Source organism: Methylobacterium sp. 1A (assembly GCF_058072805.1).
On the sequence record NZ_JBYQVE010000003.1, the window covers coordinates 370,632 to 397,500 of the forward strand.

Sequence of the window (26,869 nt, forward strand, 5' to 3'; positions counted from 1 at the left end):
GTGCTGCACGGCAGCAGCGACGCGACAGGCCCGGGCAACGGGGCCGAGGGGACGGTATTCGGGTGGGTAAGGCTTTGATGGAAGCGATCGTCCCGTCCGATGGCACGGCGCCCCGCGTCGTGCGGCGCCGCATCGTTCTGCTCTACCTCGTCCTGATCGCGGCCAACGTCGCCGCCTGGTCCTGGGCCTACAGCCTGTTCGCGGGGCAGCCGGCCCTGCTCTCGACCGCGCTGCTGGCCTACGTCTTCGGGCTGCGCCACGCGGTCGACCCCGACCACATCGCCGCCATCGACAACGTCACGCGCAAGCTGATGCAGGCGGGCCAGCGGCCGGTCTCGGTCGGCTTCTGGTTCGCCCTCGGCCATTCCACCGTCGTGGTGGTGGCCGCGGCCGCGGTGGCGCTGGCCGCCACCAGCCTGATCACGGCCTCGGAAGGCTACCGGGAACTCGGCGGCCTGATCGGCACAGGCGTCTCGGCCGCCTTCCTGATCCTCATCGGCCTCGTCAATCTCGTCGTCCTCGCGGGGGTCTGGCGCGCGTTCCGGCAGGTGCGGCGCACCGGCCGCTACGTCGAGGCCGACCTCGACATGCTGCTCGCCAACCAGGGCGTCCTCGCCCGGATCCTGCGGCCGCTGTTCCGCCTCGTGACGCGCTCCTGGCACATGTACCCGCTGGGCCTGCTCTTCGCGCTCGGCTTCGATACCGCCACGGAAGTGAGCCTGTTCGGGCTCTCAGCCGCCCAGGCGAGCCAGGGCATCGATCTCTGGACGATCCTGGTCTTCCCGGCGCTGTTCACCGCCGGCATGACGCTGGTCGACGCGACCGACGGCGTGCTGATGCTCGGCGCCTACAGCTGGGCCTATGTCCAGCCCATGCGCAAGCTGTTCTACAATCTCACCATCACCCTGGTGTCGGTGGTGGTCGCGCTGGTGGTCGGCACGCTGGAGGCGCTGAACCTCCTGGCGGACAAGCTCAACCTCCAGGGCTGGCTCTGGGAGCGGATCGCCGCGATCAACGACCATTTCGGCGTGCTCGGCTTCGGCATCGTCGGCCTTTTCGCGGCGGCGTGGCTCCTGTCGTTCCTCATCTACCGCCTCGGCCGGTTCGACCGGATCGACGTCAAGCCGGCCGACATCCCCTGACCGGCGTCGGCCGTGTCCACGCGGGACGTCCGGCGCCGGTGAGTTGGGCCGATGTCGGAGCGCGCCGGATGCGCGCGGCGGGCTGAACCTACCCGGCCGCCTCGCTGAGCCTCAGGCCGGTGAACGTCAGCGTCGCCGTGTAGATCGGGGCGCCGGCCGCATCCCGGACGACCACCGTGTAGGTTTGCCTGTCCCCGTCGCTCGGGATCTCCCATCGCGCGACGTCCGGGAGGGAGATCATCGCTTCTCTGCGCGCAGCGTCGAAATCGGCGCACTCGGTCCCGTCCTCGTCGCGTTGCAACTGACCGTCGTGGATATCGAAGAAATAGCGCGGCACCCACGCCTCCGTGACTGGCTTCCCCTCACGAAAGCTAACCGGGATCGGAAACGCCGGTTCTCGGCGCGCGGCGCCCGATCCGCGCCGGTGACCGCGGCCGACGCCCTCGGATGAGCGGGCGCCGGCCGGGCCCGGCCGGCTATCCGTTCCGAGCCTTCCGGCGCTGGCGGCCGTGCCGTCGCGTCGCCGGATCGCGTCCCCGAACGGACACGTCGCGCGGGGCTGCGGATCGGAAGTGAGAGCGCCGCGCGACGGCGTGCGCGGCGTGACGGGACCGCTCCGGCCGTTCCGGCCGGGCCCGTGCCTCCGGACGGGCGGTCGCGGACCCGCGGTCTCTCAGCGGTCTCTCGTCTTCGTGGTACGGGAATCCTGCGTCTTGTTTCCGTCGTCGGCCGGCGAGGCGCCCGGAACGCCGGTGTTGCCCGAGCCCCCGCCCCTCTCTCCGCCCTTCATCTGATCGCCGTGCTGCATCCGCTGCCCGCCCGAACCGGACGGCGCTGGCCCGGACGTCGATCCTCCGGCGGCGCCCTGCGCCGTTGCCGCGCCGGCCGTGCCGAGAAGGAGCGACGACACGAGGACGAAGATCCGGATTGCGGTCATGATGTTCTCCCGAAAACTACCATTGGGCAAGCACAGAAAGCTGTATGAGTTCCGGAATATCGCAAAATATCGAGCTCATGATGTTATGTTTTTCTTATTGAATACTGCGGGTCGACGTGCCGAAATATCCGATGGCGGTCCGGGCGCGCGCGCATCGGCGGGCAAACCGCCCGGATCGCGCCTGAGCTGTGGGAAGCCGACGTGGATAGGCCTCCCCGCGGGGAGCCCGCAGATCGGTCCGACACGGCGCGGCGGGCCGCGCTGAGAGCCGCTCGGAGGGCCGGAGGGGCCGGTCCGCCGACGATGCCGGCACGAAATGACCGCCGCGGCGTGAGCCGGGCGGTCCAGGTGGTCTCGGGATGTCTAGGGTTAGACGATCGCGGGCCGCGCTTAATCCGCGCCGCGCGGAGCGGACTGCCGTGCCGGCCGCGCCGGCCGGCGGGTCTCGTCGTGCTGCGGCGCTCGCGCGCCATGTCGACGTCGTCGGCGGCGATGCCGACGCGTCGGTTCTGACCCGCGTCCGCGACGAGGACACGCGCCCCATATAACCGTCGCGGGAGCGCGGGCCTTCGGGAGGCCGTCCGTGGCGGCGCGGGATCCTGCAGGGCGCCGGGTTCGACGCGGTGCTTCCCGATCGGAGCCGCGCAAAGCCGGGGGACGAGGAGGACCGAGATGCTGCGCGACAATGTCGAGCGAGGCCGCTTCGAGCTGCAGGTCGGCGGTGACGTCGTCTTCGCGACCTATCGGCGGGAGCCCGGCCAGCTCGTCATCAGCCACGTCTACGCGCCGCCGATCCTGCGCGGCACCGGGGCGGCCGGCCGGCTCATGGAAGGCGTCGCGGCGCACGCGCGCGCCGAGGGCGATCGGATCGTGCCCCTGTGCGGCTACGCCCGGGCGTGGCTGCGCGGGCATCGGACGCATCGCGACCTGCTCGCGTGAGGCCGCGACCGGGCCGGGATCGGCCGCCGCCGGGGGGCGGTGCCGAGATCGCCTGGCGCTAGGTCATCCGTTGCGCCACGTGCCGCCGCCGGCGCTGGACGGCCTCGCGGACATGCGCGACGAGCAGGGCGACGAGGCGGATCTCGACGCTCTCCGTCCGCCTGTGGGCCTCCATCCGGATCGTCTCCGCCGCGAGCGCGTCGGCCTCCCGCTCCAGATGATCGAGCTCGACCGGATCGGCGCTCGACACGGACAGCCAGATCTCCAGGAGGCGCATGACCCGGGTGGGCGGCTGCAGCGGCCGGAAGCGCCGATACAGGCCGATGCCCGCCGCGCCGAGGGAGGCCAGCGCGCTGATCATGAGCCCGACCCAGTAGGCCGCGTTCTGCGCCTGATCACTCAGGCTGGGCTGGTTCCCGGTCAGGTACGCCGTCGCGCCCGGGTGGATCGGGAGCGCCTGGACCTTGTCGTCGGTGTCGGGAGCCTCGATGCCGGCCAGATCGTCGTCGAGCGCGACGAGCCGCGGCTTGCCGGTGAGAACCTCGCGGGTGATCTCGCCGGCGAGCCAGTCCGGCATGGCGCCGCGGGCCACGAGCCGGTGGCTGACGGACAGCGTGGTGATGTCGTCGCCCGGTGCCGGCAGGGAGCCGAGGAACGCGCCCTTGGGCACGTCGATCGTGTCGAGCACGGGGTGCTCCTTGGCGATCGCCGCCGCCTCGTCGACCTCGAACAGCTTCGCCGTCCCGGAGCCTTTGCGCAGCGCCGTGAACAGGGGCAGCCACAGCGCGCTCCCGACAGGGGCCACCACGAACACCGAACCGATCTGGCGGCTGCGGGCGGCCTCCGTCAGCTGGTCGATCCTCAGGATCCGGCGATGCACGCTGCTCGGGGGCACGCCGAAATGCGTCAGGATCAGGTCGAGCAGGAGCGGGTCGAGCTTCCGCCCGTCGAGGAGACCGACGGTGCTGCCCCGCAGCTTGGCCACGCTGTCGACGGGGCTGCCCCCGGGCGCGACGAAGACCACCGCGTCGCGGCGCAGGATGACCAGGGTCTGCCCGTCCTTCGGCGCGGCGTCGCTGCGCACCAGGGCGAGCTGGGTCTCGCCCTTGTCGAGGGCCGCCGAGGCGCCGAGGCGATCCGGCTCGAAGATCGTCCGGATGCGCACCCGCGGATGCTGGGTCTGGAAGAGCTGCGTGAGCGCCTGCGCGGCCTCCCGATCCTCGGTGCTGGTCTTGGCGACCGCGATGTCGAGGGAGAGCAGGCCGAGGAGGAGATGGATGAGCAGAGCAGCGACGGCGGCCCCGGCGATGACGCCGAGGACGATGACTGTCGTTCTGGAACGCCGGATCATCCGTGCCGCGCTGACCTGCCGATCCGCCAGCATAGCGCGCGTGTCTGGCCCAGTCTCCCGCTCCCGGACAGGATCGGTCGACGCTCCGCCCCGTGCTGTATCTTGCTCCGGCGCGCCGCGATCAGTTCATCTGGCGGTGCCGGTCCTGGACCTCCTGGGCGGCGAGCCTGCGGCCCAGCGTCATCAGCAGCGCTTCGGCCTGCACCTTGAGCTCCGCGTCCCGCAACTCGCTGATCGCGTACATCGCCGCGATGGCGTGATCCGCTGCCAGCTCGAGAGGCGACGTCTCCGCACGCGGCACGGCCTCGTCGGCCATGTCCTCGAACATCCGCATCCGGGTGATGTCGAGGAGAATGCCGCTGCCGCCCTGGAGCCGCCCGACATGATCGCCGGTGAAGCGCCCGCGCACCAGGACCCAGCGCGTCCGACCGTCCGCCGAGGTCACCCGATGCTCGGCGAGGTACGGTGTCCCATCGCGGGCGCTGCGCCGAATCAGATCATCGATCCGCTCGCGATCGTCCGCGTGGATGCTGCTCATGTAGCGGCCGAGCGGGACGCCTTCCTCGGCCTCGGCCGGATCGACGTTGTACACCAGGGCGACGAAGGCGTCGGCCCGCACCCGATCGACGCCCGCGTCCCATTCCCAGCGGCCGACGACGTCGAGCGCGTCCAGCGCCGTCTGGAAGGTTTCCGAGGCTGTTTGCCCGTCTAGGGGCTTAAAAGCTGCCACCCGAGCACCCGTATTCAGTTAACAGTAACATACGTTGGTCCTAAAGCGCTGCAACCGCAAGGGGCATAATCTGGTCAGCAATCAACTGTTGCGTGCCGGACACGGGTCGGCTTCGGCGAGCCGCCGGGGCCGGGTGCCGACGACGGGCCGCGGGCGGTCCTTGCGGATCGGAACCTGGACACCCATTATGACTACAGTGGTCACGGAGAGCGCCATGCAGGAGATCCAGCTTCGGGACGCCAAGGCGACGCTGTCGGCCGTCATCGACCAAGCGAAGCAGGGCGCGCCCTCGATCATCACCCGCCACGGCCGCCCCGAGGCCGTGCTGCTCAGCTTCGAGGACTGGCAGCGGCTGTCCCGCGTCCCGTCGTTCGGCCGCCTGCTCATGGCCGCGCCCGTCGCGGCGGACGACCTCGCCCCCCCGTCCGGCGGACTCAGAAGCGCCGAGCTGTGAGGCGGTGTACCTCGTCGACACCAACGTGCTCTCGGCCGGCGCGCCGACCAAGGCCGTTCCGGCCGTCGCACTGATCGACTGGATGGACCGGAACAGCGCGGGGCTCCACCTCTCGGTCGTCACGATCGCCGAGATCGAGGACGGCATCGCGAAGAGCCGCAGGGACGGTGCCTCGCGCAAGGCCGAGCGCCTCGCGGCGTGGCTGGATACCTTGCTGCACCTGTACGCCGCCAAGGTCCTCCCGATCGACCTCGCCGTCGCGCGCCACATCGGCGGGTTGTCCGATCTGGCGCGCGGGCAGGGGCACGCGCCCGGCTTCGCGGATCTCGCGATCGCCGCCACCGCGCGCTGCAACGGCTGGACGGTCCTGACCCGGAACGTGCGGCACTTCGCGCCGCTCGGCGTTCCCGCCTGCGATCCCTTCGTCGCGCTGCCGGCCGATGGGCGGTGACGGCGTCGCGCCGGTCACCGCGGGGCCGCGGCGGCGTGCCGATCGCGGCGGGACTATCGGGACGGTGTGCAGAACTCGGCCGTGAGACCGGCGAAGGCCGCCCGCAGGAAGGCGTCCACGGGACGGTCGCCGCCCGCCTGGATCCAGGCCTCGATCGCCAAGCGCATCGCACCGAGCGACGCCATGGCGACGAGGCGCAGCGGGGCGCTGCGGACGGGGTCCGGCCAGCGCTCGATCAGCGCGGCATGCAGGGCCTGCTCGTGCAGGCCGTAGGCCGCCTGCTTGCGGGCCTTCAAGGTCTCGCTGGACCGCATGACGCGATCGATGCTGATGAACTCCTGGGTCCGGAAACCCGTCGACAGCGCCAGCAAGGCGTCCCGGACGGCCTCGACCGGGACCTTGCCATCCGGCTGGGCCAGGACGGCCTTGCGTAGCGCCGCGCCGAAGCCGCGCATCTGCCAGTCCAGCAGGATCTCTTCCTTTGACTTGAAGTAGTAGAAGAAGGTTCGACGCGAGATGCCGGCCGCCTCGGCGATCGCGTCCAGGGTCGTCGCCTCGTAGCCGTGCCGGCTGAACAGCCGCAGGCCGGTCTCGGCGATCCGTTCCAGTGTCTCCTGCCGTTTTCGCGCGCGCAGGCTGCCGGGCTTCGGTGGCGGGCTCCCCATGCCGGCGTTGTGACATGCGATTCCGCACTTGCAAAGTTGCACGCGGTGCAATTATATTTTTACACCGAGTGCGATTTTGACGCGCGGTCTCGGGACGCGGTGCGGAGTCCGGTCGGGCGCCCGCCCCTTCCTGCCGATATCGGCAGCCTCGTTCGCCGTCGGGGCCTCCGTCGGCGAACGGAATTCGGTTGGCGCGCGCCGGGGGGCGAGGGCGCGTCGTGATCGGGTTGCGGCCGGCGATGCGCGGCTCTGCGAACCCTCCTGGCTCCCCTCCTCTCGCGAAAGCCCTCCCCATGCTCGAGTCTTCCGGTCCGACAGCGGCACGGCCATTGCCCAACCGTCGGCAGGTTGGCGCCATGCTGCTGGGAACCCTGGCCGCGGGTGTGACGCGGCCGGCCGCGGCGGAGCCCGTCGTCGAGGACGTCCGGATCGTCGACTTCGACTGGGTCGACGGCGCGCGCCAGCGACCGGTGCCGGTACGCCTGTACTGGCCTAACACGTCGTCGCTCCGGCGCCGCGTCCCGCTGGTCGTGTTCTCGCACGGTCTCGGACAGTCCCGGACCGGCTACAGCTATCTCGGTCGGCACTGGTCGTCCCACGGGATCGCGAGCCTGCACCTGCAGCACGTCGGCAGCGACAGCTCCGTCTGGACCGGCAATCCCCTGGCCCTGCTCGACCGGATCGAGCGGGCGGCGCAGGAACGGGAGGCGATCGCCCGGGCGCGCGACCTGCGCTTCGCCCTGGACCGCCTCCTCGTTCAGGACGGGGGCGCCTTCGGAGACCGGATCGACCCGCGACGGATCGTGGCGGCCGGCCATTCCTACGGCGCCAACACGACTCTGATCGCCGCGGGTGCGCGCGTCGTCCGCGACGGGCACGCCCTTCAGGCGCGGGATCCGCGAATCGCGGCCGGGATCGTGATCTCGGCGCCGCCCTTCTACGGCGAGCGCGACCTCCGGGCCGTCCTGGGCGCCGTCGAGATCCCGACTTTGCACGTGACGGCGACTGAGGATGTCATCCAGCTGCCCGGTCGCACCTCGCCGTTCAGCGACCGCCTCGCCGTGTACGAGGCGATCGCGACGTCCCGGAAGTCCTTGGCGGTCTTCCAGGGCGGCTCGCACAGCATCTTCACCGACCGTCCCCTCACGGGCGGTCTGAACCTGAACCCGCAGGTCAAGGCGGCGACCGCCGCCGGAACGCTGGCCTTTCTCGACCTGGCCTTCCGCGGCGATCCGGAGCCGCTGCGCGCGTGGTCCTCGACCTGGCGACCGATCCTCGCCGTCGCGCCCGCGGGCTACGCGAGCGCGTCGCTGGCGCAACCCGCGATAGCGACCCGCGGAAAGGACCGGACGCGCGCCCAGCCCGTGGAGCCGCTCTGACAGGCCGCTCGTCGCGCCACCTGGCGGCTGAGGTCAGGAGCCCGGCCTCCTCCGCGAGGTTGGTGCACGGGGTCGGCGCCTCGGGTCAGGTCGCTTCGAGCGCCGTCAGGGTGCGGTCGACCAGCTCGAGGATCCGTTCCCGGTCCAGCGCGGTCCCGAACAGGATCCGGTAGAGGATCGGCGAGACGACCCCGTCCAGCACCGCCTCGGGGTCCGGGAAGGCCTCGCCGCGGGCCACGGCCCGATCCGCGATGATCGCGATCTGATCGCGGGTGAAGCTGCAGCATCGCTGGGCACAGTTCGCGTCCGCCGCCGCCAGGACGTCCCGGATCATCTCCCGCCCCGGCGCGGACGACATCTCGTCCGCGTACTGCTCCGCCCACGCCTCGAGATCGGTCCGGCCGCTCCCGGTATCGGCCGGCTCGCCGTCAGGACGGAGCCGCTCGACCGCGACATCGGCCAAGAGCTCGGCGAGCGTGCCCCACCGGCGGTAGATCGTCGACGGCGTCACGCCGGCCGCGGCGGCCACCAGGGGCACCGTGATCTCCGAACGGTCCGTCGTGGTCAGGAGCGCGCGCACGGCCGCCTGAACCGAGGTCTGCACCCGCGCGCTGCGGCCGCCCGGACGCGGCCCTTGCCTCGTCGTCATCCTGCACTCTGCCATCTGGGGCACCACAAACGCAAAGATATTGCGTTTGTGGTGCGGAGGGCCTACGCATCAAACGCAACGGATTAGCCTTTAGGTTCGCCAATGACCAGGGACCGCAAGCTGAAAGTTGTGGCTGTCGCGGGCAGCGGCACGCTGTTCTTCCACGCGGCGGTGCTCGGCACCTTCCTCGCCGCGTCCGCCGCTCCGACGCCGCTGTACCGGTTCTACCAGGAGACCTACGCGCTCTCCCCCGTGCTCACGACCGCGGTGTTCGCCGTCTACGCGCTGGCGCTCCTCAAGGCGCTCCTCGTCGCCGGGTCGATCTCGGACCATCTGGGCCGACGGCCGGTGATCTTCGGCGCGCTGCTCCTTGAGCTGGTGGCGATGGCCCTGTTCACGACGGCCAGCGGGGCGTGGGGACTCATCGCGGCGCGCTTCGTCCAGGGCGTGGCGACCGGCATCGCGGCGAGTTCGCTGGGCGCCGCGCTCGTCGACGTCGACCGGGCGCGGGCCCAGCTCGTGAACGCGATCATGCCGCTGATCGGGATGGCGGCGGGCGCGCTCGGGACCAGCGCCCTCGTGCAGTACGGCCCGCACCCCCTCCACCTCGTCTACGCGATCCTGGGCGCGGTGTTCGCCGCGCAGGCCGCGCTCCTCTGGCTCACGCCCGAGACCGGCGAGCGCCGCGCGGGTGCCCTGCGGGCCCTGAGGCCGCGCGTCGTGGTTCCGCCGCAGGCCAGGCGGCCGCTGGCCGCGATCACGCCCACCAATATCGCGACCTGGATGCTCGGGGGCTTCTACCTCTCCATCGTTCCCTCGCTGGTCGTCGCCGCGACGGGCAGCCGGAGCCCGTTGACGAGCGGCGTCATGGTCGCGGCCCTGATGGTCGCCGGCGCCCACGCGGTCCTCCAGCGGCGCGGCCGGGACGCCGCGGCCAACCTGACGATCGGGACGCTCGCCATGACCGCCGGCCTCGTCATCGTGCTCGCCGGCATGCACGGCGGGAGCGTGCCGGTCCTGATCGGCGGGACCCTGGTCGGCGGGGCCGGCTTCGGGACGAGCTTCCTCGGAGCCCTCGGCACGATCGTCCCGCTGGCGAAGCCGAGCGAGCGGGCGGAGCTCCTCGCGAGCTACTACGTCGAGAGCTACCTGGCGTTCAGCCTCCCGGTGATCTGTGCCGGGTATCTCGTGCGCCGGATCGGCTACGTGACGACCGCCGACCTCTACGCGGCCGCGATCCTCGCCATGAGCGCGGCCGGGTTCCTGGCGCGGCGGGCGCTGACGTCGCGACGCGTCTCGCCCGGCTGACGCACCCTGCCTGCGGCGCTCCGGTCGAATCCGCGTCCCGGACGGGCACCGAAGCCGGCCGCCGGGCGCCGAGAGCCCTCGCGCGATCGCGCCGCCAATAGCCGTCGTGCCGGGCGGGGCGATCCCGGCGCGACCGTCCCGGCCCGGCCGCGTTGACCCGGATCAACGTCGCGCGAACGGGACGGCCGGTATCGGCACGCTCCCGGGACGCGGAGCCGAGCGGAGGCATCATGCGAGACTTCACCGTCGCCTGGGACGCGAACCGGCTGGCCTGGGTGCGGGAGCGCGTGCGGGCCTACCGCATGCCGCGCCTGCCGACGGGGGCCGGCTGGCGCTACGGCTGCGATCCGGACGTCCTGGCCGACCTGTGCGCCCACTGGCTCGACGGCTTCGACGAGGCCGCGGCCGCGGCCGAGCTCAACCGCTTCCCGCAGATTCTGGCCCGCGTCGAGGATCTCGACCTGAACGCCGTCCACGTCGTCGGCGAGGCGGAAGGCCGGCGCCCGCTGCTGTTGATCCACGGCTGGCCGGGTTCGATCTACGAGTTCTGGTCGGTGATCGAGCCCCTGGCCTTCCCGTCGCGCCACGGCGGGCGGCCGGAGGACGCGTTCGACCTCGTGATCCCGGCGCTGCCCGGCTTCGGCTTCTCGGGCAAACCCGCCGCGCCGATCGGCGCGCGCAGCACGGCGCGGCTGTTCGACCGCCTGATGCGCGAGACTCTGGGCTACCCGCGCTACCGGGTGCAGGGCGGCGACTGGGGCGCCGGGGTCGCGGCCTGGCTCGGCCTCGACCACGCCGCGTCGCTGGAGGCGATCCACCTGAACTACCTGCTGGTGCAGCCCGATGCCGAGCCGGAGAGCGCCGCGGAGCGGGTTTGGCAGAAGCAGGCCGGAGCCACCCAGCAGGCGCTCGGGGCCTACGCGCAGCTGCAGGGCACCAGGCCGCTCTCGCTCGGCTACGCCATGGCGGACGAGCCGGTGGCGCAGCTGGCGTGGCTGGTCGAGCGCTTCCACGACTGGGCCGACCTGCGGGAGCGGCCCTTCGCGCAGGTCTTCACGAACGATCAGCTCCTGACCAACGCCCTGCTCTACATCCTCACCGATTCCTTCGCGACGGCGACGTGGTTCTACGCCGGCGCGCAGCAGGAGGGTGTGCGCCGGATGCCGCCGGGGCGGCGCGTCACGGTGCCGACGGCCTTCGCGGCCTACCCGGATCCGCGCACGCCCGCGCCGCCGCGAGAGTGGCTGGAGCGCGGCTACGCGGTCTCGCGCTGGCAGACGATGCCCCGCGGCGGCCATTTCGCCGCCATGGAGGCGCCGGACCTGTTCGTCCGGGACCTGCGGGACTGGGGCCGCGGCTGACGGCGTCGTCCCGCCGCATCGCGGGCTCAGCCGGACCCGGCGGCACGAACCGGATCCTCTAGATCAGCGCGTATCCCGCATCGGTCCGCTCGATCCGCCCGCGGGCGGCAAGGTGCATCCCGGTCACAATCAGACCTTCCGCCGCCGCGCGATCGAGGATGCGCCGGCGGGTCGCGATCGCCTCCGCCGGATCCGTGTCCCAGATGACGGTCCAATCCGGGTGCGGCATCTGCAGGAGCCGCGAGTGGACGACGTCGCCCCAGATCAGCAACCGGTCCGCGCCGTCCGCGATCAGCACGCCCATATGCCCCGGCGTATGGCCGGGGAGCGGCAGCGCGCGGATGCCGGGGGCGAGTTCCGCCTCGCCCGAGACGCGGCGGATCCGATCGCGATAGGCGGCGAGCACGGCCTGCGCCGTCTCGAACATCGGGCGCAGGGCGGCGGGCGCGGACGCCTGCGCCCCCGCATCCGTCCAGTAGGCGACCTCCCGCTCCTGGACCACGAGCTCGGCATTCGCGAACCGCGCCAGACGGCCCGGCGTCAGGAGACCGCCCACGTGGTCGGCGTGGAGGTGGCTCAGCCAGACGGTCTCGACCTGATCGGGCCGCACGCCCTCTGCCGCCAGCGCGGCGGTCACCCGGTCGAAGTCCGGTCCGAAGACGGTGCCGCAGCCCGCATCGAGCAGCCAGTGGCGCGCGCCGCGCCGGATCAGGAAGGCGTTGACCGGCTCCGGCGACGGACCGTCCGCGGCGAGACCGGCACCCTTCAGCAGGGCCCGCCCGGCCGGGCTCTCGGCCGCGGGCATCATGCGCGGCTCCAGCGGGAACAGCCCGTCGCGTAGGGGCGTCACGGTGATCGCGCCGACCCGATAGGGCCCGGGCGCGGCCGCGGCGGGGCCGCGCAGGCCGAGCGGCAGCAGGGCGGAGGCGGCGAGCAGGCCGCGGCGGGAGAGACGAAGGGCCATGGCGGGCTCCGCGGGAGACGGGACGCTGCCATCCTGCGGACCGGGTCAGCCTCGGGCCAGGGACGTTCTCCCGCCCGCGACCGGGCATTCTTCCCGCGTTTACCCGGCCCAGCTTGCGCGTCGGGACGTTCCCGGTGCCAGATCGGCGCGTCGCTTCGAGCCCGGCCGTTTCGCCCCCATGAGCCTGCCCGCGCATCTCGGCCTACGCCTCCTCGTGGTCGCCCTCCTGTGCCTGGCCGGAGCGGTCGCCTGGACCGGCTTCGCGGCCCAGGCGAGCCTGCAGCGGGAGGCCGCGACCTCGGCGGAGCGGATCGCCGCGCAGCTCGCGCGTCAGCCGGGTCTCGGCAGCGCCGGTCCGGTCGCGATGCCCGCCGCGCCGCCGCAACCCGCACCGGCCCTCCTCACCATCCTCCCTGGGATCTGCGCCGACATCCAGCTCGGCGTCGAGTTGCCCCGGCGCGTCTGCGGCGACTGGGATGGCCTCGACGCCGCCCCCGCGTGGTTCCGGGAGGCGGTTACGGGGGACGCCGCGGCCGCGCCGACGATCCGCGCGATCGTCTTCCGCGAGCGCACGATCGGCAGCGTCACCGCCTGGCCCGATCCGATCGCCGCGGCGGCCCGCGTCTGGCAGCGGGTGCGTCTCGCGGGCGGGCTCGCGCTCGCTCTGACGGCGGCGACACTGCTCCTCAACTGGCTCGCGGTCATGCGCCTCGTCGCGCCCGCCGGGCAGATCGTGCGCGGGCTGGCGAGGCTCGACGCGGCCCCGACCAGGTCGCCGCTGCCGCGCTTCGCCGCCGCCGAGTTCGACCGGATCGCACGCGCCTGCGATGACCTCGCCGACCGGCTCGCCCGCGCGGAGGCCGCGCGCGCGGAGCTGATGCAGCGGCTCGTCACGGTGCAGGAAGAGGAGCGGCAGGCGCTCGCGCGGGACCTGCACGACGCCTTCGGCCAGTGCCTCGCCGCCGCGGGCGCCCGGGCGGCCGCGATCGAACTCGCCGCGCCCGACGACCGCGAGGATCTGCGCGCGGACGCGCGCGGCATCGAGGCCGTCCTCGCCACCATGCGGGAGAGCCTGCGCGGGGCTCTGGCACGCCTCGAACTGCCCGACCTCGCCGAGACCGGGCTGGAGGACGCGCTGCGGGGCCTCGTGGCGGATTGGCGGGCGCAGCTCAGGTCCGGCCCGGCCCTCCATCTCGACGTGGCCGGCGACCTCGCCGACATGCCCGTGACCGTGTCGGCGAGCCTCTACCGCATCGCGCAGGAGCTCCTGACCAACGCCCTCCGCCACGGGCGTCCGAGCCGGATCTTCCTGCGGGTCGTCCGGACGGAGACCGGAACGCGGGCGGTGACGCTCACGCTGGACGACGACGGCAAGGGCGATGTCTCGTGCACGGCCTCCGGCACCGGCCGCGGCCTCGTCGGCATCCGCGCGCGGCTCGCCGCCCTCGGCGGCAGCTTCACGCTGACCGGCACCGGCAGCGGGATCCGCGCCTGCGCGACCGTCCCGACCGCGGGCTGAGGCGTCTCATGCCCACGTCCATCCTGCTCGTCGACGACCATCCGGTGGTGCGCGAGGGCTATCGCCGCCTGATCGAGCGACAGCCGGGACTCGTCGTGACGGCGGAGGCGGCGAGCGCGGCGGAGGCCTACCGCCAGTACAAGGCGCACGGGCCGGATCTCGTGATCCTCGACCTGTCGCTCCCGGGGCCGAGCGGCATCGAGGCCATCCGGCACATCCGCCAGTGGGACGGGGCGGCCCGCATCCTGATCTTCAGCATGCGCACCGGGGCCGTCGTCGCGCGCCGAGCCTTCGCCGCGGGGGCGTGCGGCTACGTCACCAAGGCGAGCCCGCCGCGCGCGTTGCTGGCGGCGGTGGCGGCCGTGCTGCGCGGCGAGCGGGCGATGAGCGCCGACATCGCCCACGCCATCGCCCAGGACGAGGTGGCGGGCGGGCGCTCGGCCGTCGACGCGCTGAGCCCGCGGGAAGTCGAGATCCTGAGCCTGACCGCGGGGGGGATGACGGCGCAGGCCGTGGCCGAGGCCCTCTGCTTGAGCCTGAAGACGGTGCACAACAACCTGTCCGGGATCCGCGCCAAGCTCGGTGCCCGAACGGATGCACACCTCGTCTGGATCGCCGTGGGCGCCGGGCTCGTGTGCCCGCCCGAAGAGCTGGCCGGCAGGGCGTGACGGGGACCGCGCGCATCTGTCTGAGTGACGGATGATCCTTCCCGACATCCATCGCTGAACTGCGCGCCGCGTTTAATCCGCGCCGATGCGTGCGTGAGGGCACTCCGCGATTGCATGTCACCATCTACTTTGCCATCGCGGCACGAAATGATGCGTGAAGTCACGGTTGGTGATTTTGCCGAGACTGCGGATTAAACGACGATTACATGGAGAGGGCGTCGCTGCTCTTGGTCGGCGCGGTGCGCAGGTCGCGGGCCGGCGGGGAGCACCCGCCCACCGATGGCGGCGTGGTCGATCGTGGATCTCCCGTCGGTCGTCGGCTCTCGCCCCGCGGACGAGGCGCGCATCACCGCGCAGGCAGATCGGATCGGAGATTGAATCGGGAGGCTCGCCATGACTGTCGGACAAGCGATGACCCGTGGAGCGATCATCGGCCTGATCGCGCCGTTCATCTGCATCCATGCGGCGCTGGCAGCCGCGTTCACGGGGACGGGCGGCGGCCCTGAGACCACGATCAACGCGCCGTACCGCTCGTCGGTGGGGCAGACGGTGCCGCCCGGCGCGGGGGCCGCGCCGCTGCACGATCCGCGCGAGCGGACGCGACGGCAGAAGGACCTCGACGCGGTCCTCGGCAGCGTCTGCGACAAGTGCTGACGCCGTCGCGACAGGTCCGCCTCGAACATCGACCGACACGAACGGGAACGAGCCTTTGCGTCCTCCGCACGACATCCGAATTCTCAGCCAGGTGCGCTGCCACCTCGGTGAAGGACCGAGCTACGATCCGCGCACCGGGACGGCGTGGTGGGTCGATATCCTGGAAGCGCGCCTGTTCGAGAAGCCGATCGCGAGCGCCCAGAAGGCGCTCGTCCACGTCCTGCCTGTCCAGGTCAGCGACATCGCGGCGATCGACGGCGCCCACCAGTTGCTCTCGGCGGAGGACGGTCTCTACGTCCGGTCGATCCGGGACGGGGATATCCGGATGCTCTGCCCCCTTGAGGAGGACCTGCACGACAACCGGTCCAACGACGGCCGCGTCCATCCGAGCGGCGCGCTGTGGATCGGTACGATGGACCGCGACGCCACCAAGGGGCGCGGCTCGATCTATCACGTGGCCGGCACGAAGGTGCACCGCCTCTTCGGCGGCCTGACGATCCCCAACGGCATCAGCTTCTCGCCGGACGGCGCCACCGGCTACTTCGTCGATACCGACGTCGGCGTGCTTCACCGCGTCCCGCTCGATCCGAGGACCGGGCTGCCGCGGGGACCGGTCGAGATCCATTTCGACCACCGCGGCGGCGAGGGCGCGATCGACGGCGCCGCCGTGGATGCCGAGGGCCTGATCTGGACGGCGCGCTTCGGCGCCGGCTGCCTCGACGCCTACAGCCCCGCGGGCGAGCGGGTCCGCACCGTGTCGGTGCCGATGCGGCAGCCGACCTGTCCGACCTTCGCGGGACGCGATCTCGACCGCCTGCTGGTCACGTCCGCCTACGAGGGCATGGACGTGGCGGACCGCGCCGAGGATCCGGAGCATGGCCGGACGATCCTGATCGACGTGGGCGCGCGGGGGCTGCTGGAGCCGGCCTTCCGGCTCTGCGCCTGACCAGGCCGGACCGCGGTTCTCGCCCGCCCTCGCCCGACATCAGCCGGCGCGTCGAAGCGCAACACCCAGGAGACTCCATGACCGACGCGGGCGAGCGCCCCTATCAGCCGATCGAAGCCTACGCCCTCCTGAGCAACTGCGAGGGGTGCGCGCTCGTCGCCAGCGACGGATCGATCGACTGGGCCTGCCTGGAGCGCTTCGACGCCGACCCGGCCTTCTCCCGGCTGCTCGACCGCCGGCGCGGCGGCCATTTCTCCATCCGCCCCGAGGGGCGGTACGAGACGGCGCGGCAGTACCTGAGCCGCAGCAACATCTTGGAGACCACTTTCACCACCCCGGACGGCTTCGTGACCCTGCACGATTTCATGGTCGGGCCGGAGGGCGGCCCGCACCGGCCGCTCCTGGTCCGGCTCGTCAGCGGCGTGTCGGGCCGTGTCCCGATGGTGGTCGCCTACCGGCCGCTGGCGGGCTTCGCCGAGTCCTTCGCGCCGCCGGAGATCGCGGGCGGCCGGGTGACGGCACCGGGATGCCCGGGCCTCGTCGCGGATGTCGAACTCGTGCGGGACGGCGCCGGGGCCGCCGCGCGGTTCGTCCTCGAGGGCGGGCAGGCGCGGAGCTTCAGCATCTACGGCGATGCCCTGCCGGACGCCCCGCCGGACGCGCGCGCCCTGATGGAGCGGACGCGCAAGGCTTGGGTGCTGTGGACGCAGGACGCCGCCTACACGGGACCGCTCGCCGATGAGCTGATCCGGTCGGCGCTCGTGCTCAAGGCGCTGACATACGCGCCCACCGGCGCGATGGTCGCGGCGGCCACGACCTCCCTCCCCGAGGAGATCGGGGGGATCCGCAACTGGGATTACCGGTTCTGCTGGATCCGCGACGCGTGCCTGTCCTTCTACGTCCTGAAGAAGTTCGGCATGCTGCGCGAGGCCGAGGCCTTCTTCGGGTTCGTGTCCGACCTCTGCGCGCGGGCGGAGGGGCGGCTGCGGCCGCTCTACAGCGTCTCCGGCGAGGCCGACCTCGCCGAGACCACGATCGCGCATTTCGAGGGCTGGCGGGGCAGCGCGCCGGTGCGGGCCGGCAACGAGGCCGCCGAGCAGCATCAGGCCGACGCGTACGGGCAGGTGCTCGACCTGCTCTACCTCTACACACGCCTGGGCGGCACGCTCCCGGAGGCGATGCTCGGGCACGGCGCCCGGCTGGCCGACATCTCCGCCGCGCACTGGCACCGGCCCGACGCCGGTCTCTGGGAGCCGCGCAAGCCCGAGCAGCGCTACCTCCACGCGGCGATCATGAACTGGGTCGCCCTGGACCGGGCGATCCGCCTGTTCGGCCCGCGCGAGACGTGGTGCCGGGAGCGCGACCGCATCGTCGCCTGCGTGAACGGCCCGGGGATCCACCGGGACGGCTACTACCCGCAATATCTCGGCGGTGACGACGTCGACGCCGCCCTGCTGATGGCGCCCCTGGTCGGCTTCCCGGTCGACGAGGCCGCCTTCGCCCGGACCGTGAACGTCGTCATCGAGCGCCTCGGGCACGGCCACCTCGTCTACCGCTACCGGAACGACGACGGCCTGCCCGGCCACGAGGGCACCTTCCTGCTCTGCGCCTTCTGGCTGGTCGACGCGCTGCTCTGGCTCGGCCGGGACGCGGAGGCGCGGCTGCGCTTCAACGCCCTGCGCGCCCTCCAGAACGACGTCGGCCTCTACGCCGAGGAGGTCGCGCCGGACGGCGCCTTCCTGGGGAACTTCCCCCAGGCCTTCAGCCATCTCGGCTTCATCCACAGCGCCCTGATGCTCGACCTGTTCGACCACGGCGGTCGCGCGGCGGTGCAGGGCACCTACGCCGACCGGTCCCTGCGCGAGACGGCGCTGCGCCGGACACCGACCCTGGGCGGCCCCGACTGATCGCCGCCCGCCATCCGCCCGTCCGCTGTCGCCACCCTTCATTCAGCGCAGGAGTGCCCATGTCCCGATCGAGCCGTCACGAAGCCCGTCTCCTGAGCGTGGACGAGGCCGATCTCGTCGCGCGCTCGCATCACCCCTGGCTCGGTGAGGCCGATGACGGCGGCTTGGCGGAGCTGGTCGCGCGTCTTCGGGCAAGCCGCGACCGTGCACGGGATATCTCCCGCCGGCAGCGCCGCGAGCTGCGCGGCAAGGCCGCCCCGTCCGGCGCGCGCGCCGCGACCGACAATACCGGGACCCGCCGGAAGGCCGCGGTGCTGGCAGCCGCGGTGAAGCGCGCCAGCAAGGAGAGCGAGCGCAGGCGGAACGCCCGGGCGCGCGGTCGCCTGGTCACGAGCTCCCGCAGGGCGCTGGCGATGAAGCAGGCCGCCGGCGATCACGGTCTCGCGCGACCGACCTCGCGCACCGCGCACGATGGCATGCAGGCCGTTCCGAACGACAGCCTCGCGCCGTCGGGCGCCCTCGACAGCGCGGGACACGAGATCGCGCGGCGGCGCGGCGGCGGTCCGCGGTAGCGCCAGACCCGGACGGCCGCCGCGGGCGCTCCGGGCTCGGCCCTTGCACACCGGCGACGGCTTCCGCGCCATCTCACCGGTAGCGGACGGGCCGGATCCGCGGCGCGCCTCTCTTCCGGCCGCGGCCGGTCACGGGCGCGGACCCCCGCCTCGCGGTGCGCGCCGGCGCGGATCCCGCGAGATCCCTGTCGCGGCTCTCACGCGAACCTCGCGGACGCGCCCGTCATGGAGCGACAGGAGACGTCGGTCCTGGCAGGGTGGGATCCGATCGTGGCCCCGGGCCGTAGCGGAGCGCGCCCGGACCAGGCGCGCATGAGGATGTTGTCGATGCGGGGCGCCGCGCTGATTTTCGGGACACTTCTCGTCATCGCGACCTTCGTGTGGTTCATGTACTTCGTCCCCCTGGGATGTGCGATGAACACGACGGGGTGCCGGGAGACCTTCTCCGTCTGGAGCGGCGGCGGCCTGGTCCATTTCTGGGCGCCGCTCCTTGTCGCGGGCGCGGCGATCCTTTTCGGATTGTCCGGCTCCAGGTAGATCGGCGGTATTCGCGCATTGCGAGGCAGGGCCGCCGACGCTCCGGTCGCCGACGGATCTGGTCAGCGGCGACGAGAGGGTCGTCGATGAACGTCTAGACGGCCGTGCAGCCGTTCCGGTGATCCTGCCCCTCAGTCAGGGGTCAGCTTGCCGGCGGGACCGGGCCGTGCGAGGTGTCGCCCGCGACGATGCCTGACGTGAGTTGATCCGCCGATCGCATGAGCCTCGCCGTCGACCCGACCCGCGCCCGGACCCCGATGACCGCCGATCTGCACCGCGGCTATCGCGGCCGGGAGGGCGACCGACGGCCCGCGCGGGATGCCGGTCGATACCAGTCTCGGCGTCGGACAATCCCCGCGACCCGGCGAAAACGCGACTGGGCCGCCCATCGCAACATCGTGCCGGCGCCTGCCGGAGGAACCGCGTCCCGCGAGGCGGGACCGTTCGCCAAGACAGGGGATGTCCGGGAATGATCATCTGGTCCGGCTGGGGAATGCTGACGGCGCTGATCGCGGCGGCGGGCCTGATCGGCAGCGTGCTGCTCGATCCGGCGCTCGCCCGCCTGGGCGTCCCGACGCCCACGGGCGTCATCCTGGTTTGGGTGGTGGCGGCCGGCTTCAACTGGTGGCTCGGCACCCGGCTGAACGGCCGGCCGGGCCGCGAACTGCTCGACCCGCGCACGGGGCAGACGGTGATCCTGCGCCCGCGCCACACCCTGTTCTGGATCCCGATGCAGTACTACTCCGTGCTCATGGTTCTGCTCGGTCTGCTCGCCGTGATCGGCGCGATGCACGCCGGCTCGCCGGGCCGGCCTGTCTGATGGGTGAGCGCCGCGCCGCGGGTGCGCGGCCGCGACCTCTCCGAGGCCTCTCCGGCGCTCGACGCCGCGGCGCAGGGATGAAGCCCGTGGCGGTCCTAGGGGCAGTCCGGAGCGTCCGGAATCGCGTCGAAGGCCTGCGGTCCCGGCTGTGCTCGGGGGCGGACGACGACGCGGACCGTGACCCGGCAGTCACCCGCCCGGACGCGGTAGCGCTCCCCGTCGACGCGCTCGACTGCATCGATCGGACGCGATCCCAGCACTCGCGCGGCCGCCTCCGCGACGGCCTGGACTTCACGCACGCGTTGCCAGGACGGCGGCAGGGCGGCCTGGGAAGTCGTCGGAAGCAGCGCGAGCCCCGTCGCGCTTAGCCAGCGCCGCGCGGCCATCATGCCCGGGCCTCCCGGGTCCTGGCGGGAGCCGACACCGGCGCCGGGACAGCCGCCCGGATCGGCCGGACCGCGAAGAGCCGAATGCGTCGGCGCGTGGGCGTCTCTCCGTTCATGCGGCGGGGACGAACCTCAGCGGACCGCGAAGACGGAGGCCGGCGCCCCGTAGCGCCGGTCCCAGCCTTCCCACGCGACGTCGGTCGGTCCCACGGCGAAGTCGACGACCCGCCAGCCGTTTCCGTCCTGGCGCAGCAGCGCGGCGTAGTCGTTCGAGTCCAGATCGTCCGCGGCGCGAGGGAGGGGGCGGCCGTCGGGCCGCTGCATCCGCGCGAAGAGGAAGGCCCAGGGGCCGACTTGGTTCAGGGCGTGCACGACGAACTGCACCGGCTGTCCCCGCCCGGTCTCCGCAGGGCCCCGGGCGACATTGAGCAGGGCGCGCCGCGCCGCGCCCTGCGGAGTCTCCGTCCCGGCCTGTGCGGGCTGTCGCGTGCTGTCGCCGCAGGTCTGCCAGGTTCTCTGGGCGCCGGTGTCGGCCGGGCGTCCGTAGCACCAGCCCGCGGCGGCGAGCCGGCGATTGAGGCCGTCGCGCCGTTCGCAGGCCGCCTGCGTGCGCGGATCGTCGCCGGAGCCGCCGCGGCAGAGGCCGTTGGCCGTGGTCCAGTCCCGGAGAAGCGCCGGCACCGGTTCGGCGCGCGTCGCCGTCGGCGCCGCGATCATCAGGGCGCAGAGCGCGCCGACGCGCCGTGTTCGCCGGGTCCGGTATCTCCGGCTTTCGCAGGGCGCGCGGCCATCATCGGGGAGGCCGCCATCGGCCCGCGCGACGGCGTGGCGGGCCGGAGCAGCGGATCCGCGCGTCTCCGCACCGGCGTCACCCGACCGCGCGCCAGTGCCCGGACCGCCGATGGACCTTCCGTGTCCCCCTGTCATGCCCTGAAATCCCTGCCTGCGCCGGTCTCACGTCAGCCTTGAGCAGACCAGACCGAGTTCCGCGCGCGTCCCGCGCGGGACGATCGGCACGATCGTCGCGCTCATGTTGGGCACGCGGCGAGACCTGTCGAGGGGATCGGCGCCGCCGCGGGTCGGAGCGGGTGCGCCTCCGCGGCGCTGCACGGCCGGGTGGCGATCCCACCGCCGGCACCGCCGAGACGGGAGCGTCCCGCCGCGAACAGCCGCGCTCGTCGCCGGCAACCCGCTGCGCCGGGCGCTGTTGGGTCCCCGGGAGTGGTTTCCGTATGGCGCGTCGCATCCTGATCACCGGCGCCAGCATCGCCGGCAACACGGTGGCCTGGTGGCTCGGCCGCAGCGGCTTCGACGTGACCGTCGTCGAGCGCGCGCCCGCCTTCCGGGACGGCGGGCAGAACGTCGATGTGCGCGGCGTCGGTCGCACGGTGCTGCGCCGGATGGACCTCGAACGGGCCGCCCTCGCCAGCGGCACCGGCGAGGAGGGTACGGCCTGGATCGACGGCCGGGGACGGGTCGCCGCGCGGTTCGACGTCGCCGGGGCCGAGGGTGATGGCCCGACCGCCGAGATGGAGATCCTGCGCGGCGACTTGGCGCGCCTTCTCTACGAGCCGGCCCGGGAGCGGGCCCACTATCGCTTCGGCGACCGTGTGGCCCGCCTCGCGGAGGACGGGGACGCGGTCGCCGTCACCTTCGCGGGCGGCGAGACGGAACGCTACGACGCGGTGGTCGTGGCGGAGGGCGTCGGCTCATCGACCCGCGAGCTCGTCTTTCCCGGAGAGAACGCGCCGCGCTGGATGGATCTGACCATCGCGTACTTCACGATTCCCAGAATCCCCGACGACGACCGGATGTGGCGCTGGTTCAACGCCACGGGCGGCCGCAGCATCTCGCTGCGGCCGGACCGGCACGGCACGACGCGCGCGATGCTGACGCTCCGTCAGCCGCCCGGCGGCGAGCAGGACTGGGATATCGCTCGCCAGAAGGCGTTCCTGCGGGCGCGGTTCGCCGGCGCCGGGTGGCAGGCCGGGCGCGTCGTGGCGGGCCTGGACGCGACGGACGATTTCTACCTCGACGTCCTGCGCCAGGTAAGGATGAAACGCTGGTCGTCCGGACGCGTCGTGCTCACAGGCGACGCGGCCTGGTGCGCGACGCCCCTCGCGGGCATCGGCACGACGCTGGCCGTCACCGGCGCCTGCGTGCTGGCCGGTGAGCTGGCGCGCACCGACACGGTCGCGGCGGGCTTCGCGGCTTACGAGCGGGTCATGCGCCCGTATGTCGAGAGGGCGCAGGGTGTCCCGAAGCTCGCGCCGAAGCTCATGAACCCGCGCACGCGGATCGGCATCCGTCTCCTTCACGCGGCCCTGAACGTCGCGAGCAGGCCCGCCGTTCGCCGCGTCACCGCGAAGCTGTTCGATGGGCGCTCGGAGGAGCCCGATGTCTCCGCTTACGTCGGTCGATCGGCCTGAATCGGCTCCTCGGCACACACGCTCCGGGCGGTTCCACATCGAGCGCTCGGATCGCCACGGCTCGGTTCACTGCGGGGTCTGACCTTGGCTCAGGAACGACGGCGTCCGTTGTCGGGGCCGCCTCTCCCGACAAGACCGGCTGTGCCGGCGGGGGAAAGTCCTCCCTAGAATTGTGAGATCAATGTCTGTTGTTTCATGAATCGGATCCCTGTCGGGTCTCGACGCGCGCGAGCATGTCGAGGGCATCACCGATCGCGGCGAACTCCGCGGTGTTGTCGAAGATGCACCACGCGCGTCGGCCGAGGGCCTTGTGCGCTCCGAGGCGCTCGGCCATCCGGGACAGGACGCGCGGTTCGTACGCCGAGTAGTACATGCGCGGCGAGCCGTGGAGCCGATAGTAGACGAGGTCCGGCCAGCCACCGGGCATGCCGGCGTTCCGGACCGGCGCGGGGTCGGCCGCGACACGGGCGATCGCGAGGCCGACGAGCAGGCGGTCGACATCTTCTGTGAACCACGTGGCGTGGCGCGGCTCGCAGACGATGTCGCCCGGGAAGCGCCGCCGGAATCCCGATAGGAAGGTCGCCGCGGACGGGCTGTCGAAGGCCAGACTCGGTGGGAGCTGGAGCAGCAGCGGCCCGAGTTTTGTCCCGAGGCCCGTGACCTCCCCGAGGAAGCGCGCGAGGGGCTCATCCACGCCGATGAGGCGCCGCTCGTGCGTGACCGATCGCGGCACCTTCACGGCGAAGCGGAACCCGTCCGGCACCGCCGCAGCCCATCTCGCGTAGGTCGTCGCCCGATGGGGCCGATAGAAGGCGGTGTTGATCTCGACCGCGGAAAAGCGCTGTCCGTACCGCTCCAGATGGCTGCCCGCCTTTGGGAACTGCGGCGCGTAGGCCTTGGGCAGGCTCCAGCCCGCGGTTCCGACGGCGATGGCGTCTGATGGATGCATGGAATACCGCTCGGGGCCGAAGCCATGCCGGCCCGACCGGCGATCGGTAAACCGGGATCTGCGCGCATGCGAGCGCTCGACGAGGTGTTCGACCGTCTCCCGCAATCCGCGTTCCGGCGACGCTTCCGGCTGGCGATCGCCGATCGGGTCTACCTGCGAGAGAAGGGGCTCCCGACGGTCTTGGACCACGCGCGGGACTTCGTGCGGCGACGCCTCGCGTCCGCCGAGCCGAGGAACGACGGCAAGCAGACGCCCTTTCGCGGTCATCCCGTCTTCACGGCGCAGCACGCGACGGCAACCTGCTGCCGCGGTTGCCTGGCCAAGTGGCACGCGATCCCCGCCGGCCGGGCATTGACCGCCGTCGAGCAGGCCCACGTGGTCGCCGCGATCGCGCGCTGGCTGCGCTCCGAGGACCCCGAGGCCGCCTGAGGCGCGCGCCAGGCCGGGCGGCCGGCGCCACCGAGACGGGGCAAAGTCGGCGTCGCGGACGAACGCCGCGATCCGGTCACTCCCGCCGGGGCGCTTCAGGCCCGGCGGCGTGCCGCTGCCGGTCGCGGCGTCCGGGCCACACGGCCCCGCCGCTTCTCCCGCTCCGCGGACCTCTTGCTCTTCGCCCCTCCGGCGTTCGCCTCGTCCCTCCCCTGCCCTGGCCGCGCGGCGTGCGCGTCGAGGAAGCGCCGGCACGCGTCGAAGTCCGTCTCCGCGTCCGGCGGGCACGGGATGCCGCGCTGCTGGGCGAGGCTGCGCGCGTAGCCGAGCATCGCCGCGCTCGGGCTCCGCCGGCCGTCTGCGCGGCCGGCGTCGTCCTCCTGCCCGGCACGCGGCCCGGCATGGGTGTCGAGGAACGCGCGGCAGACGCTGATGCTGCTCCTGCAGCCACGCGGCAGCGTCACGCCCTTCCGCTCGGAAAGGCTCACGGCGAACGCCACCATGGCCGGCGTCGGCGGCCGCTGGTCGCCCTGACCGGCCGGGATCAGGCTCGGATCAAGGCTGACGGTCGGCGCCTGCGCGATCGCGGCGATCAGGTCGTCGAGGCGGGCGCGGGTGCGCTGGCGGAAGGCGGTCGCGCGCGCGACCGCCTCGGCGCGCGTGGCCGCCCGTCCGATCTCGGCGAGCTCCGCCTCGAACATGGCGCGCCCGACCGGATCTCCGTAGGCCGGGAACACGCTGCGCACCGCGCGGACGAAGGTCAGGCCGACCTCGGTGACCTCGATGGCCGGATCCTTGCCGGTAGACAGCGTGATGTAGCGGCTCTTCAGGAGCTTGGGCAGGATCGTGTCGCGCGTCGCGGCCGTGCCCAGACCCTTCGGCTCGTTCGGGTTGGCGGGGTTTTCCAGGGCGCGCTTGGCGGCCGGATCGTCCACTTGGTCGATCAGCCGGCCCATCACCACCGGCAATTCGCCTCGGGTGATCCGCCGCGGCGGCTCGGACTTCGCGGTAGCGATCTCCGCCGTCGCGGCGGAGGCGCCTTCGCCGTCGGTCACGAGCGGCAGGCGGGTGGCGGTGGCTTCCGCCTCGCGCTTGGTCTTGCCGGGCACGGCATCCGCTTCGAGCTCGGCCTCGCTGCCGTAGAGCGCGCGCCAGCCCGGCACGCGCACGACGCTGCCGGAGACGGCGAACCGCCTCACGCCCAGCGGTGTCGCGACATCCGCCGTGACGCTCGTGCGCGCGTCGACCCCGTCGGGCAGGTGCGCGGCGAGATAGGCCTTCGCCACGAGTTCCCACAAGCGGAACTGATCGGTGCTGAGACGGCCGCGCTCGGGCGCCTTGCGCAGGGGCACGATGGCGTGGTGCTCGCCCGGATCCACGACGTAGTGGCCCTTCAGGCCGCGACGGATCAGCGGCGCAGCGTCGCGCGGAACGACTGTGCTCAGGTCGCTCAGGACGGTCGTGACGGCCGCGATGATCGCGGCGGCATCGCCGGCCTGGCCCTCGGGCAGGTGCTCCGACTCCGTGCGCGGGTAGCTGAGGTACCCCTGATCGTAGAGGTCCTGAGCGATGCCGGCCGTGTGCTGCGGGTCCCAGCCGAACCGCTTGGCGCAGCGTCGCGCCAGGGTGTCCTTCGAGAACAGCCGGGGCGGCGCGCGCCGGACATCCCTGTGCGCGACCGCCAGAGGGCCCGACCACGTCGCCGCGGCGGACCGGATCGTCTCAGCGATCGCCGCATCGAGGATCCGCTCCTTCGGGGCATGCCAGAGGGTGATCTCCGCGCCTGCATGGGTCCTAAGGTGCAGCGCGACCTTGAAGAAGTCCTGCGGCACGAAGGACCGGATCCGCTCCTCCAGGTCCGCCAGGATGGCGAGGGTCGGCGTCTGCACGCCGCCGAAGCGCCAGGGCTCCCGGAAGGCGGGCGGGCGCAGGCGCAGCGAGATCGCCCGCGTGCCGTTCAGGCCGAGATGATAGTCCTCGTACTGCCGGCAGAGCGCCTCGAGATAGGCGGCGTAGTCGCGCTCGCCCGAGTCGGGATCCTTGGACAGGGCCGCGAAGGCGCGTCGGATCGAGACCTCGTCGAGCGCGCCGAGCTTGAGCCGGTCGACCCGGCCGTTCCAGCCGAGATGCTCGAGCACTTCCCACGCGATCATCGAGCCCTCGCGACCCGGATCCGTGGCGATGATCACGCGGTCCACGCCGCTCAGCGCCTGCCGGATCGCGGCGATCTTCGGTGCGTGCGACTGCCCGGACCGGTTCGTGCCGTAGCCGACCGGGATCGTGGGAAGGACGATCGGGAGGAGGTCGAAGCGCCAGGGCTTCCACTCGGGCCGGATGCTGCCCGGCTCCTCGGCCGACAGCAGGTGTCCCTCGGCGGCCACGCAGACCGTGCTCGGCGAGCGGAAGAAGCGCTGCAACTGGCGCATCGCCGAGGGCTTCTCGAAGAAGAACAGCGTGCGACCGGAGCTCGGAGATGACATGTCGCTGACCGCTCCGGCTGTCGCCGCGCCTGACCCAGGGTTCACATTTTGTTCCAGACGGGCTCGGGACGCAACTGGCGCCTCGAGAGGATAAGCCGTCGCAGAAGCCGGCGGCGTGTCGCCCTCCCCAGGCACACCGGCCGGCGCCGCGATGCTGGAGCGGCGCTCGTACCCGTGCTCCGGGCTCGCCCGCGGCGGCGACCCGGAATGCCTCCGTGGCCGGATCCCCGCCTGTGGCTGGCG

General features: G+C 72.5%; 28 protein-coding genes. 17 read left to right on the top strand and 11 right to left on the bottom strand.

Going from position 1 to position 26,869, the window contains the following annotated elements:
* Positions 1-77: 77 nt before the first annotated feature.
* Positions 78-1,142, top strand: a complete 1,065-nt coding sequence (locus ACX9MN_RS33320) for a HoxN/HupN/NixA family nickel/cobalt transporter (RefSeq protein WP_091981621.1) — start codon at positions 78-80, stop codon at positions 1,140-1,142.
* An 88-nt stretch (positions 1,143-1,230) separates the two neighbouring features.
* On the opposite strand, the gene ACX9MN_RS33325 is transcribed toward ACX9MN_RS33320, so the two are convergent.
* Both ACX9MN_RS33325 and ACX9MN_RS33330 read right to left on the bottom strand, forming a co-directional pair.
* Positions 1,231-1,479 (bottom strand): DUF6894 family protein, encoded by a 249-nt coding sequence (locus tag ACX9MN_RS33325; RefSeq protein WP_026605132.1) that lies wholly within the window; start codon positions 1,477-1,479, stop codon positions 1,231-1,233.
* 336 nt (positions 1,480-1,815) lie between these two features.
* Positions 1,816-2,079 carry a hypothetical protein gene (locus tag ACX9MN_RS33330; RefSeq protein ID WP_020094423.1) on the bottom strand — a complete coding sequence of 88 codons (264 nt, stop codon included), beginning with the start codon at positions 2,077-2,079 and terminating at the stop codon, positions 1,816-1,818.
* A gap of 672 nt (positions 2,080-2,751) precedes the next feature.
* Between ACX9MN_RS33330 and ACX9MN_RS33335 the strand changes: the two genes are divergently transcribed.
* Positions 2,752-3,018, top strand: a complete 267-nt coding sequence (locus ACX9MN_RS33335; protein WP_489726529.1) for a GNAT family N-acetyltransferase — start codon at positions 2,752-2,754, stop codon at positions 3,016-3,018.
* 58 nt (positions 3,019-3,076) lie between these two features.
* On the opposite strand, the gene ACX9MN_RS33340 is transcribed toward ACX9MN_RS33335, so the two are convergent.
* Positions 3,077-4,369, bottom strand: a complete 1,293-nt coding sequence (locus ACX9MN_RS33340; RefSeq protein ID WP_489726530.1) for a TAXI family TRAP transporter solute-binding subunit — start codon at positions 4,367-4,369, stop codon at positions 3,077-3,079.
* A gap of 121 nt (positions 4,370-4,490) precedes the next feature.
* Positions 4,491-5,099 carry a PAS domain-containing protein gene (locus tag ACX9MN_RS33345; RefSeq protein WP_489726531.1) on the bottom strand — a complete coding sequence of 203 codons (609 nt, stop codon included), beginning with the start codon at positions 5,097-5,099 and terminating at the stop codon, positions 4,491-4,493.
* Positions 5,100-5,313: 214 nt separating this feature from the next.
* Between ACX9MN_RS33345 and ACX9MN_RS33350 the strand changes: the two genes are divergently transcribed.
* On the top strand, positions 5,314-5,553 hold the full coding sequence (locus ACX9MN_RS33350; RefSeq protein ID WP_026605131.1) for a type II toxin-antitoxin system Phd/YefM family antitoxin: 240 nt from the start codon (positions 5,314-5,316) through the stop codon (positions 5,551-5,553).
* Positions 5,554-5,557: 4 nt separating this feature from the next.
* Entirely contained in the window at positions 5,558-6,004 is a 447-nt protein-coding gene (locus ACX9MN_RS33355) for a type II toxin-antitoxin system VapC family toxin (protein ID WP_489726532.1), read from the top strand.
* Between the two features lie 53 nt (positions 6,005-6,057).
* Here the strand turns inward: ACX9MN_RS33355 and ACX9MN_RS33360 are convergent, their stop codons facing one another.
* Positions 6,058-6,669 carry a TetR/AcrR family transcriptional regulator gene (locus ACX9MN_RS33360; protein WP_489726533.1) on the bottom strand — a complete coding sequence of 204 codons (612 nt, stop codon included), beginning with the start codon at positions 6,667-6,669 and terminating at the stop codon, positions 6,058-6,060.
* Positions 6,670-6,962: 293 nt separating this feature from the next.
* On the opposite strand from ACX9MN_RS33360, the gene ACX9MN_RS33365 reads away from it, so the two are divergent.
* A complete protein-coding gene (locus ACX9MN_RS33365; protein ID WP_489726534.1) occupies positions 6,963-8,048 on the top strand; it encodes an alpha/beta hydrolase family protein in 1,086 nt (361 codons plus the stop codon).
* A gap of 85 nt (positions 8,049-8,133) precedes the next feature.
* On the opposite strand, the gene ACX9MN_RS33370 is transcribed toward ACX9MN_RS33365, so the two are convergent.
* Positions 8,134-8,697: a TetR/AcrR family transcriptional regulator gene (locus ACX9MN_RS33370; protein WP_489726535.1), complete on the bottom strand. Its 564-nt coding sequence runs from the start codon at positions 8,695-8,697 to the stop codon at positions 8,134-8,136.
* A 102-nt stretch (positions 8,698-8,799) separates the two neighbouring features.
* Here ACX9MN_RS33370 and ACX9MN_RS33375 point away from each other — a divergent pair, with 102 nt between their 5' ends.
* On the top strand, positions 8,800-10,005 hold the full coding sequence (locus tag ACX9MN_RS33375; protein ID WP_489726536.1) for an MFS transporter: 1,206 nt from the start codon (positions 8,800-8,802) through the stop codon (positions 10,003-10,005).
* A gap of 230 nt (positions 10,006-10,235) precedes the next feature.
* A complete protein-coding gene (locus tag ACX9MN_RS33380) occupies positions 10,236-11,366 on the top strand; it encodes an epoxide hydrolase family protein (protein WP_489726537.1) in 1,131 nt (376 codons plus the stop codon).
* A 58-nt stretch (positions 11,367-11,424) separates the two neighbouring features.
* On the opposite strand, the gene ACX9MN_RS33385 is transcribed toward ACX9MN_RS33380, so the two are convergent.
* Positions 11,425-12,330, bottom strand: coding sequence for an MBL fold metallo-hydrolase (locus ACX9MN_RS33385; RefSeq protein WP_489726538.1), 906 nt, complete (start codon positions 12,328-12,330; stop codon positions 11,425-11,427).
* Positions 12,331-12,508: 178 nt separating this feature from the next.
* Here ACX9MN_RS33385 and ACX9MN_RS33390 point away from each other — a divergent pair, with 178 nt between their 5' ends.
* The 8 genes from ACX9MN_RS33390 (at position 12,509) to ACX9MN_RS33425 (ending at position 19,953) form a co-directional block, all read left to right on the top strand.
* Positions 12,509-13,849, top strand: coding sequence for a sensor histidine kinase (locus tag ACX9MN_RS33390; protein ID WP_489726539.1), 1,341 nt, complete (start codon positions 12,509-12,511; stop codon positions 13,847-13,849).
* Positions 13,850-13,857: 8 nt separating this feature from the next.
* Complete coding sequence (locus ACX9MN_RS33395) at positions 13,858-14,517, top strand: response regulator transcription factor (RefSeq protein WP_489726540.1); 660 nt, start codon at positions 13,858-13,860, stop codon at positions 14,515-14,517.
* 393 nt (positions 14,518-14,910) lie between these two features.
* Positions 14,911-15,171: a hypothetical protein gene (locus ACX9MN_RS33400; RefSeq protein WP_026605127.1), complete on the top strand. Its 261-nt coding sequence runs from the start codon at positions 14,911-14,913 to the stop codon at positions 15,169-15,171.
* Between the two features lie 55 nt (positions 15,172-15,226).
* A complete protein-coding gene (locus tag ACX9MN_RS33405; protein WP_056531092.1) occupies positions 15,227-16,117 on the top strand; it encodes an SMP-30/gluconolactonase/LRE family protein in 891 nt (296 codons plus the stop codon).
* Between the two features lie 77 nt (positions 16,118-16,194).
* Positions 16,195-18,024: a glycoside hydrolase family 15 protein gene (locus tag ACX9MN_RS33410; RefSeq protein WP_489726541.1), complete on the top strand. Its 1,830-nt coding sequence runs from the start codon at positions 16,195-16,197 to the stop codon at positions 18,022-18,024.
* A gap of 59 nt (positions 18,025-18,083) precedes the next feature.
* The gene (locus ACX9MN_RS33415; protein WP_489726542.1) at positions 18,084-18,596 is read left to right on the top strand and encodes a hypothetical protein; all 513 of its coding nucleotides are present in this window, start codon (positions 18,084-18,086) and stop codon (positions 18,594-18,596) included.
* A gap of 312 nt (positions 18,597-18,908) precedes the next feature.
* The gene (locus ACX9MN_RS33420; RefSeq protein WP_234083189.1) at positions 18,909-19,133 is read left to right on the top strand and encodes a hypothetical protein; all 225 of its coding nucleotides are present in this window, start codon (positions 18,909-18,911) and stop codon (positions 19,131-19,133) included.
* 469 nt (positions 19,134-19,602) lie between these two features.
* Complete coding sequence (locus ACX9MN_RS33425; protein WP_056531099.1) at positions 19,603-19,953, top strand: hypothetical protein; 351 nt, start codon at positions 19,603-19,605, stop codon at positions 19,951-19,953.
* Between the two features lie 95 nt (positions 19,954-20,048).
* Here ACX9MN_RS33425 and ACX9MN_RS33430 read toward each other — a convergent pair whose 3' ends face one another.
* Together ACX9MN_RS33430 and ACX9MN_RS33435 are read right to left on the bottom strand one after the other, a co-directional pair.
* Complete coding sequence (locus ACX9MN_RS33430) at positions 20,049-20,342, bottom strand: hypothetical protein (RefSeq protein WP_020094403.1); 294 nt, start codon at positions 20,340-20,342, stop codon at positions 20,049-20,051.
* 129 nt (positions 20,343-20,471) lie between these two features.
* Positions 20,472-21,020: a hypothetical protein gene (locus ACX9MN_RS33435; RefSeq protein WP_489726543.1), complete on the bottom strand. Its 549-nt coding sequence runs from the start codon at positions 21,018-21,020 to the stop codon at positions 20,472-20,474.
* A gap of 551 nt (positions 21,021-21,571) precedes the next feature.
* Here ACX9MN_RS33435 and ACX9MN_RS33440 point away from each other — a divergent pair.
* Positions 21,572-22,768 (top strand): FAD-dependent monooxygenase, encoded by a 1,197-nt coding sequence (locus tag ACX9MN_RS33440; protein ID WP_489726544.1) that lies wholly within the window; start codon positions 21,572-21,574, stop codon positions 22,766-22,768.
* 193 nt (positions 22,769-22,961) lie between these two features.
* Here ACX9MN_RS33440 and ACX9MN_RS33445 read toward each other — a convergent pair whose 3' ends face one another.
* Positions 22,962-23,717 (bottom strand): DUF72 domain-containing protein, encoded by a 756-nt coding sequence (locus tag ACX9MN_RS33445; RefSeq protein ID WP_489726545.1) that lies wholly within the window; start codon positions 23,715-23,717, stop codon positions 22,962-22,964.
* Positions 23,718-23,783: 66 nt separating this feature from the next.
* On the opposite strand from ACX9MN_RS33445, the gene ACX9MN_RS33450 reads away from it, so the two are divergent.
* Positions 23,784-24,146, top strand: a complete 363-nt coding sequence (locus ACX9MN_RS33450; RefSeq protein WP_042669993.1) for a DUF4186 domain-containing protein — start codon at positions 23,784-23,786, stop codon at positions 24,144-24,146.
* Between the two features lie 95 nt (positions 24,147-24,241).
* On the opposite strand, the gene ACX9MN_RS33455 is transcribed toward ACX9MN_RS33450, so the two are convergent.
* Entirely contained in the window at positions 24,242-26,626 is a 2,385-nt protein-coding gene (locus tag ACX9MN_RS33455) for a type IA DNA topoisomerase (protein ID WP_489726546.1), read from the bottom strand.
* Between the last annotated feature and the right edge of the window lie 243 nt (positions 26,627-26,869).

Bases quoted from the DNA above. Each gene is read 5' to 3' on its own strand.
- ACX9MN_RS33320 (WP_091981621.1), top strand. From the start codon at position 78: ATGGAAGCGATCGTCCCGTCCGATGGCACGGCGCCCCGCGTCGTGCGG.
- ACX9MN_RS33330 (WP_020094423.1), bottom strand. From the start codon at position 2,079: ATGACCGCAATCCGGATCTTCGTCCTCGTGTCGTCGCTCCTTCTCGGC.
- ACX9MN_RS33335 (WP_489726529.1), top strand. From the start codon at position 2,752: ATGCTGCGCGACAATGTCGAGCGAGGCCGCTTCGAGCTGCAGGTCGGC.
- ACX9MN_RS33340 (WP_489726530.1), bottom strand. From the start codon at position 4,369: ATGATCCGGCGTTCCAGAACGACAGTCATCGTCCTCGGCGTCATCGCC.
- ACX9MN_RS33350 (WP_026605131.1), top strand. From the start codon at position 5,314: ATGCAGGAGATCCAGCTTCGGGACGCCAAGGCGACGCTGTCGGCCGTC.
- ACX9MN_RS33360 (WP_489726533.1), bottom strand. From the start codon at position 6,669: ATGGGGAGCCCGCCACCGAAGCCCGGCAGCCTGCGCGCGCGAAAACGG.
- ACX9MN_RS33365 (WP_489726534.1), top strand. From the start codon at position 6,963: ATGCTCGAGTCTTCCGGTCCGACAGCGGCACGGCCATTGCCCAACCGT.
- ACX9MN_RS33370 (WP_489726535.1), bottom strand. From the start codon at position 8,697: ATGACGACGAGGCAAGGGCCGCGTCCGGGCGGCCGCAGCGCGCGGGTG.
- ACX9MN_RS33375 (WP_489726536.1), top strand. From the start codon at position 8,800: ATGACCAGGGACCGCAAGCTGAAAGTTGTGGCTGTCGCGGGCAGCGGC.
- ACX9MN_RS33380 (WP_489726537.1), top strand. From the start codon at position 10,236: ATGCGAGACTTCACCGTCGCCTGGGACGCGAACCGGCTGGCCTGGGTG.
- ACX9MN_RS33385 (WP_489726538.1), bottom strand. From the start codon at position 12,330: ATGGCCCTTCGTCTCTCCCGCCGCGGCCTGCTCGCCGCCTCCGCCCTG.
- ACX9MN_RS33390 (WP_489726539.1), top strand. From the start codon at position 12,509: ATGAGCCTGCCCGCGCATCTCGGCCTACGCCTCCTCGTGGTCGCCCTC.
- ACX9MN_RS33395 (WP_489726540.1), top strand. From the start codon at position 13,858: ATGCCCACGTCCATCCTGCTCGTCGACGACCATCCGGTGGTGCGCGAG.
- ACX9MN_RS33400 (WP_026605127.1), top strand. From the start codon at position 14,911: ATGACTGTCGGACAAGCGATGACCCGTGGAGCGATCATCGGCCTGATC.
- ACX9MN_RS33410 (WP_489726541.1), top strand. From the start codon at position 16,195: ATGACCGACGCGGGCGAGCGCCCCTATCAGCCGATCGAAGCCTACGCC.
- ACX9MN_RS33415 (WP_489726542.1), top strand. From the start codon at position 18,084: ATGTCCCGATCGAGCCGTCACGAAGCCCGTCTCCTGAGCGTGGACGAG.
- ACX9MN_RS33420 (WP_234083189.1), top strand. From the start codon at position 18,909: ATGAGGATGTTGTCGATGCGGGGCGCCGCGCTGATTTTCGGGACACTT.
- ACX9MN_RS33425 (WP_056531099.1), top strand. From the start codon at position 19,603: ATGATCATCTGGTCCGGCTGGGGAATGCTGACGGCGCTGATCGCGGCG.
- ACX9MN_RS33430 (WP_020094403.1), bottom strand. From the start codon at position 20,342: ATGATGGCCGCGCGGCGCTGGCTAAGCGCGACGGGGCTCGCGCTGCTT.
- ACX9MN_RS33440 (WP_489726544.1), top strand. From the start codon at position 21,572: ATGGCGCGTCGCATCCTGATCACCGGCGCCAGCATCGCCGGCAACACG.
- ACX9MN_RS33445 (WP_489726545.1), bottom strand. From the start codon at position 23,717: ATGCATCCATCAGACGCCATCGCCGTCGGAACCGCGGGCTGGAGCCTG.
- ACX9MN_RS33450 (WP_042669993.1), top strand. From the start codon at position 23,784: ATGCGAGCGCTCGACGAGGTGTTCGACCGTCTCCCGCAATCCGCGTTC.
- ACX9MN_RS33455 (WP_489726546.1), bottom strand. From the start codon at position 26,626: ATGTCATCTCCGAGCTCCGGTCGCACGCTGTTCTTCTTCGAGAAGCCC.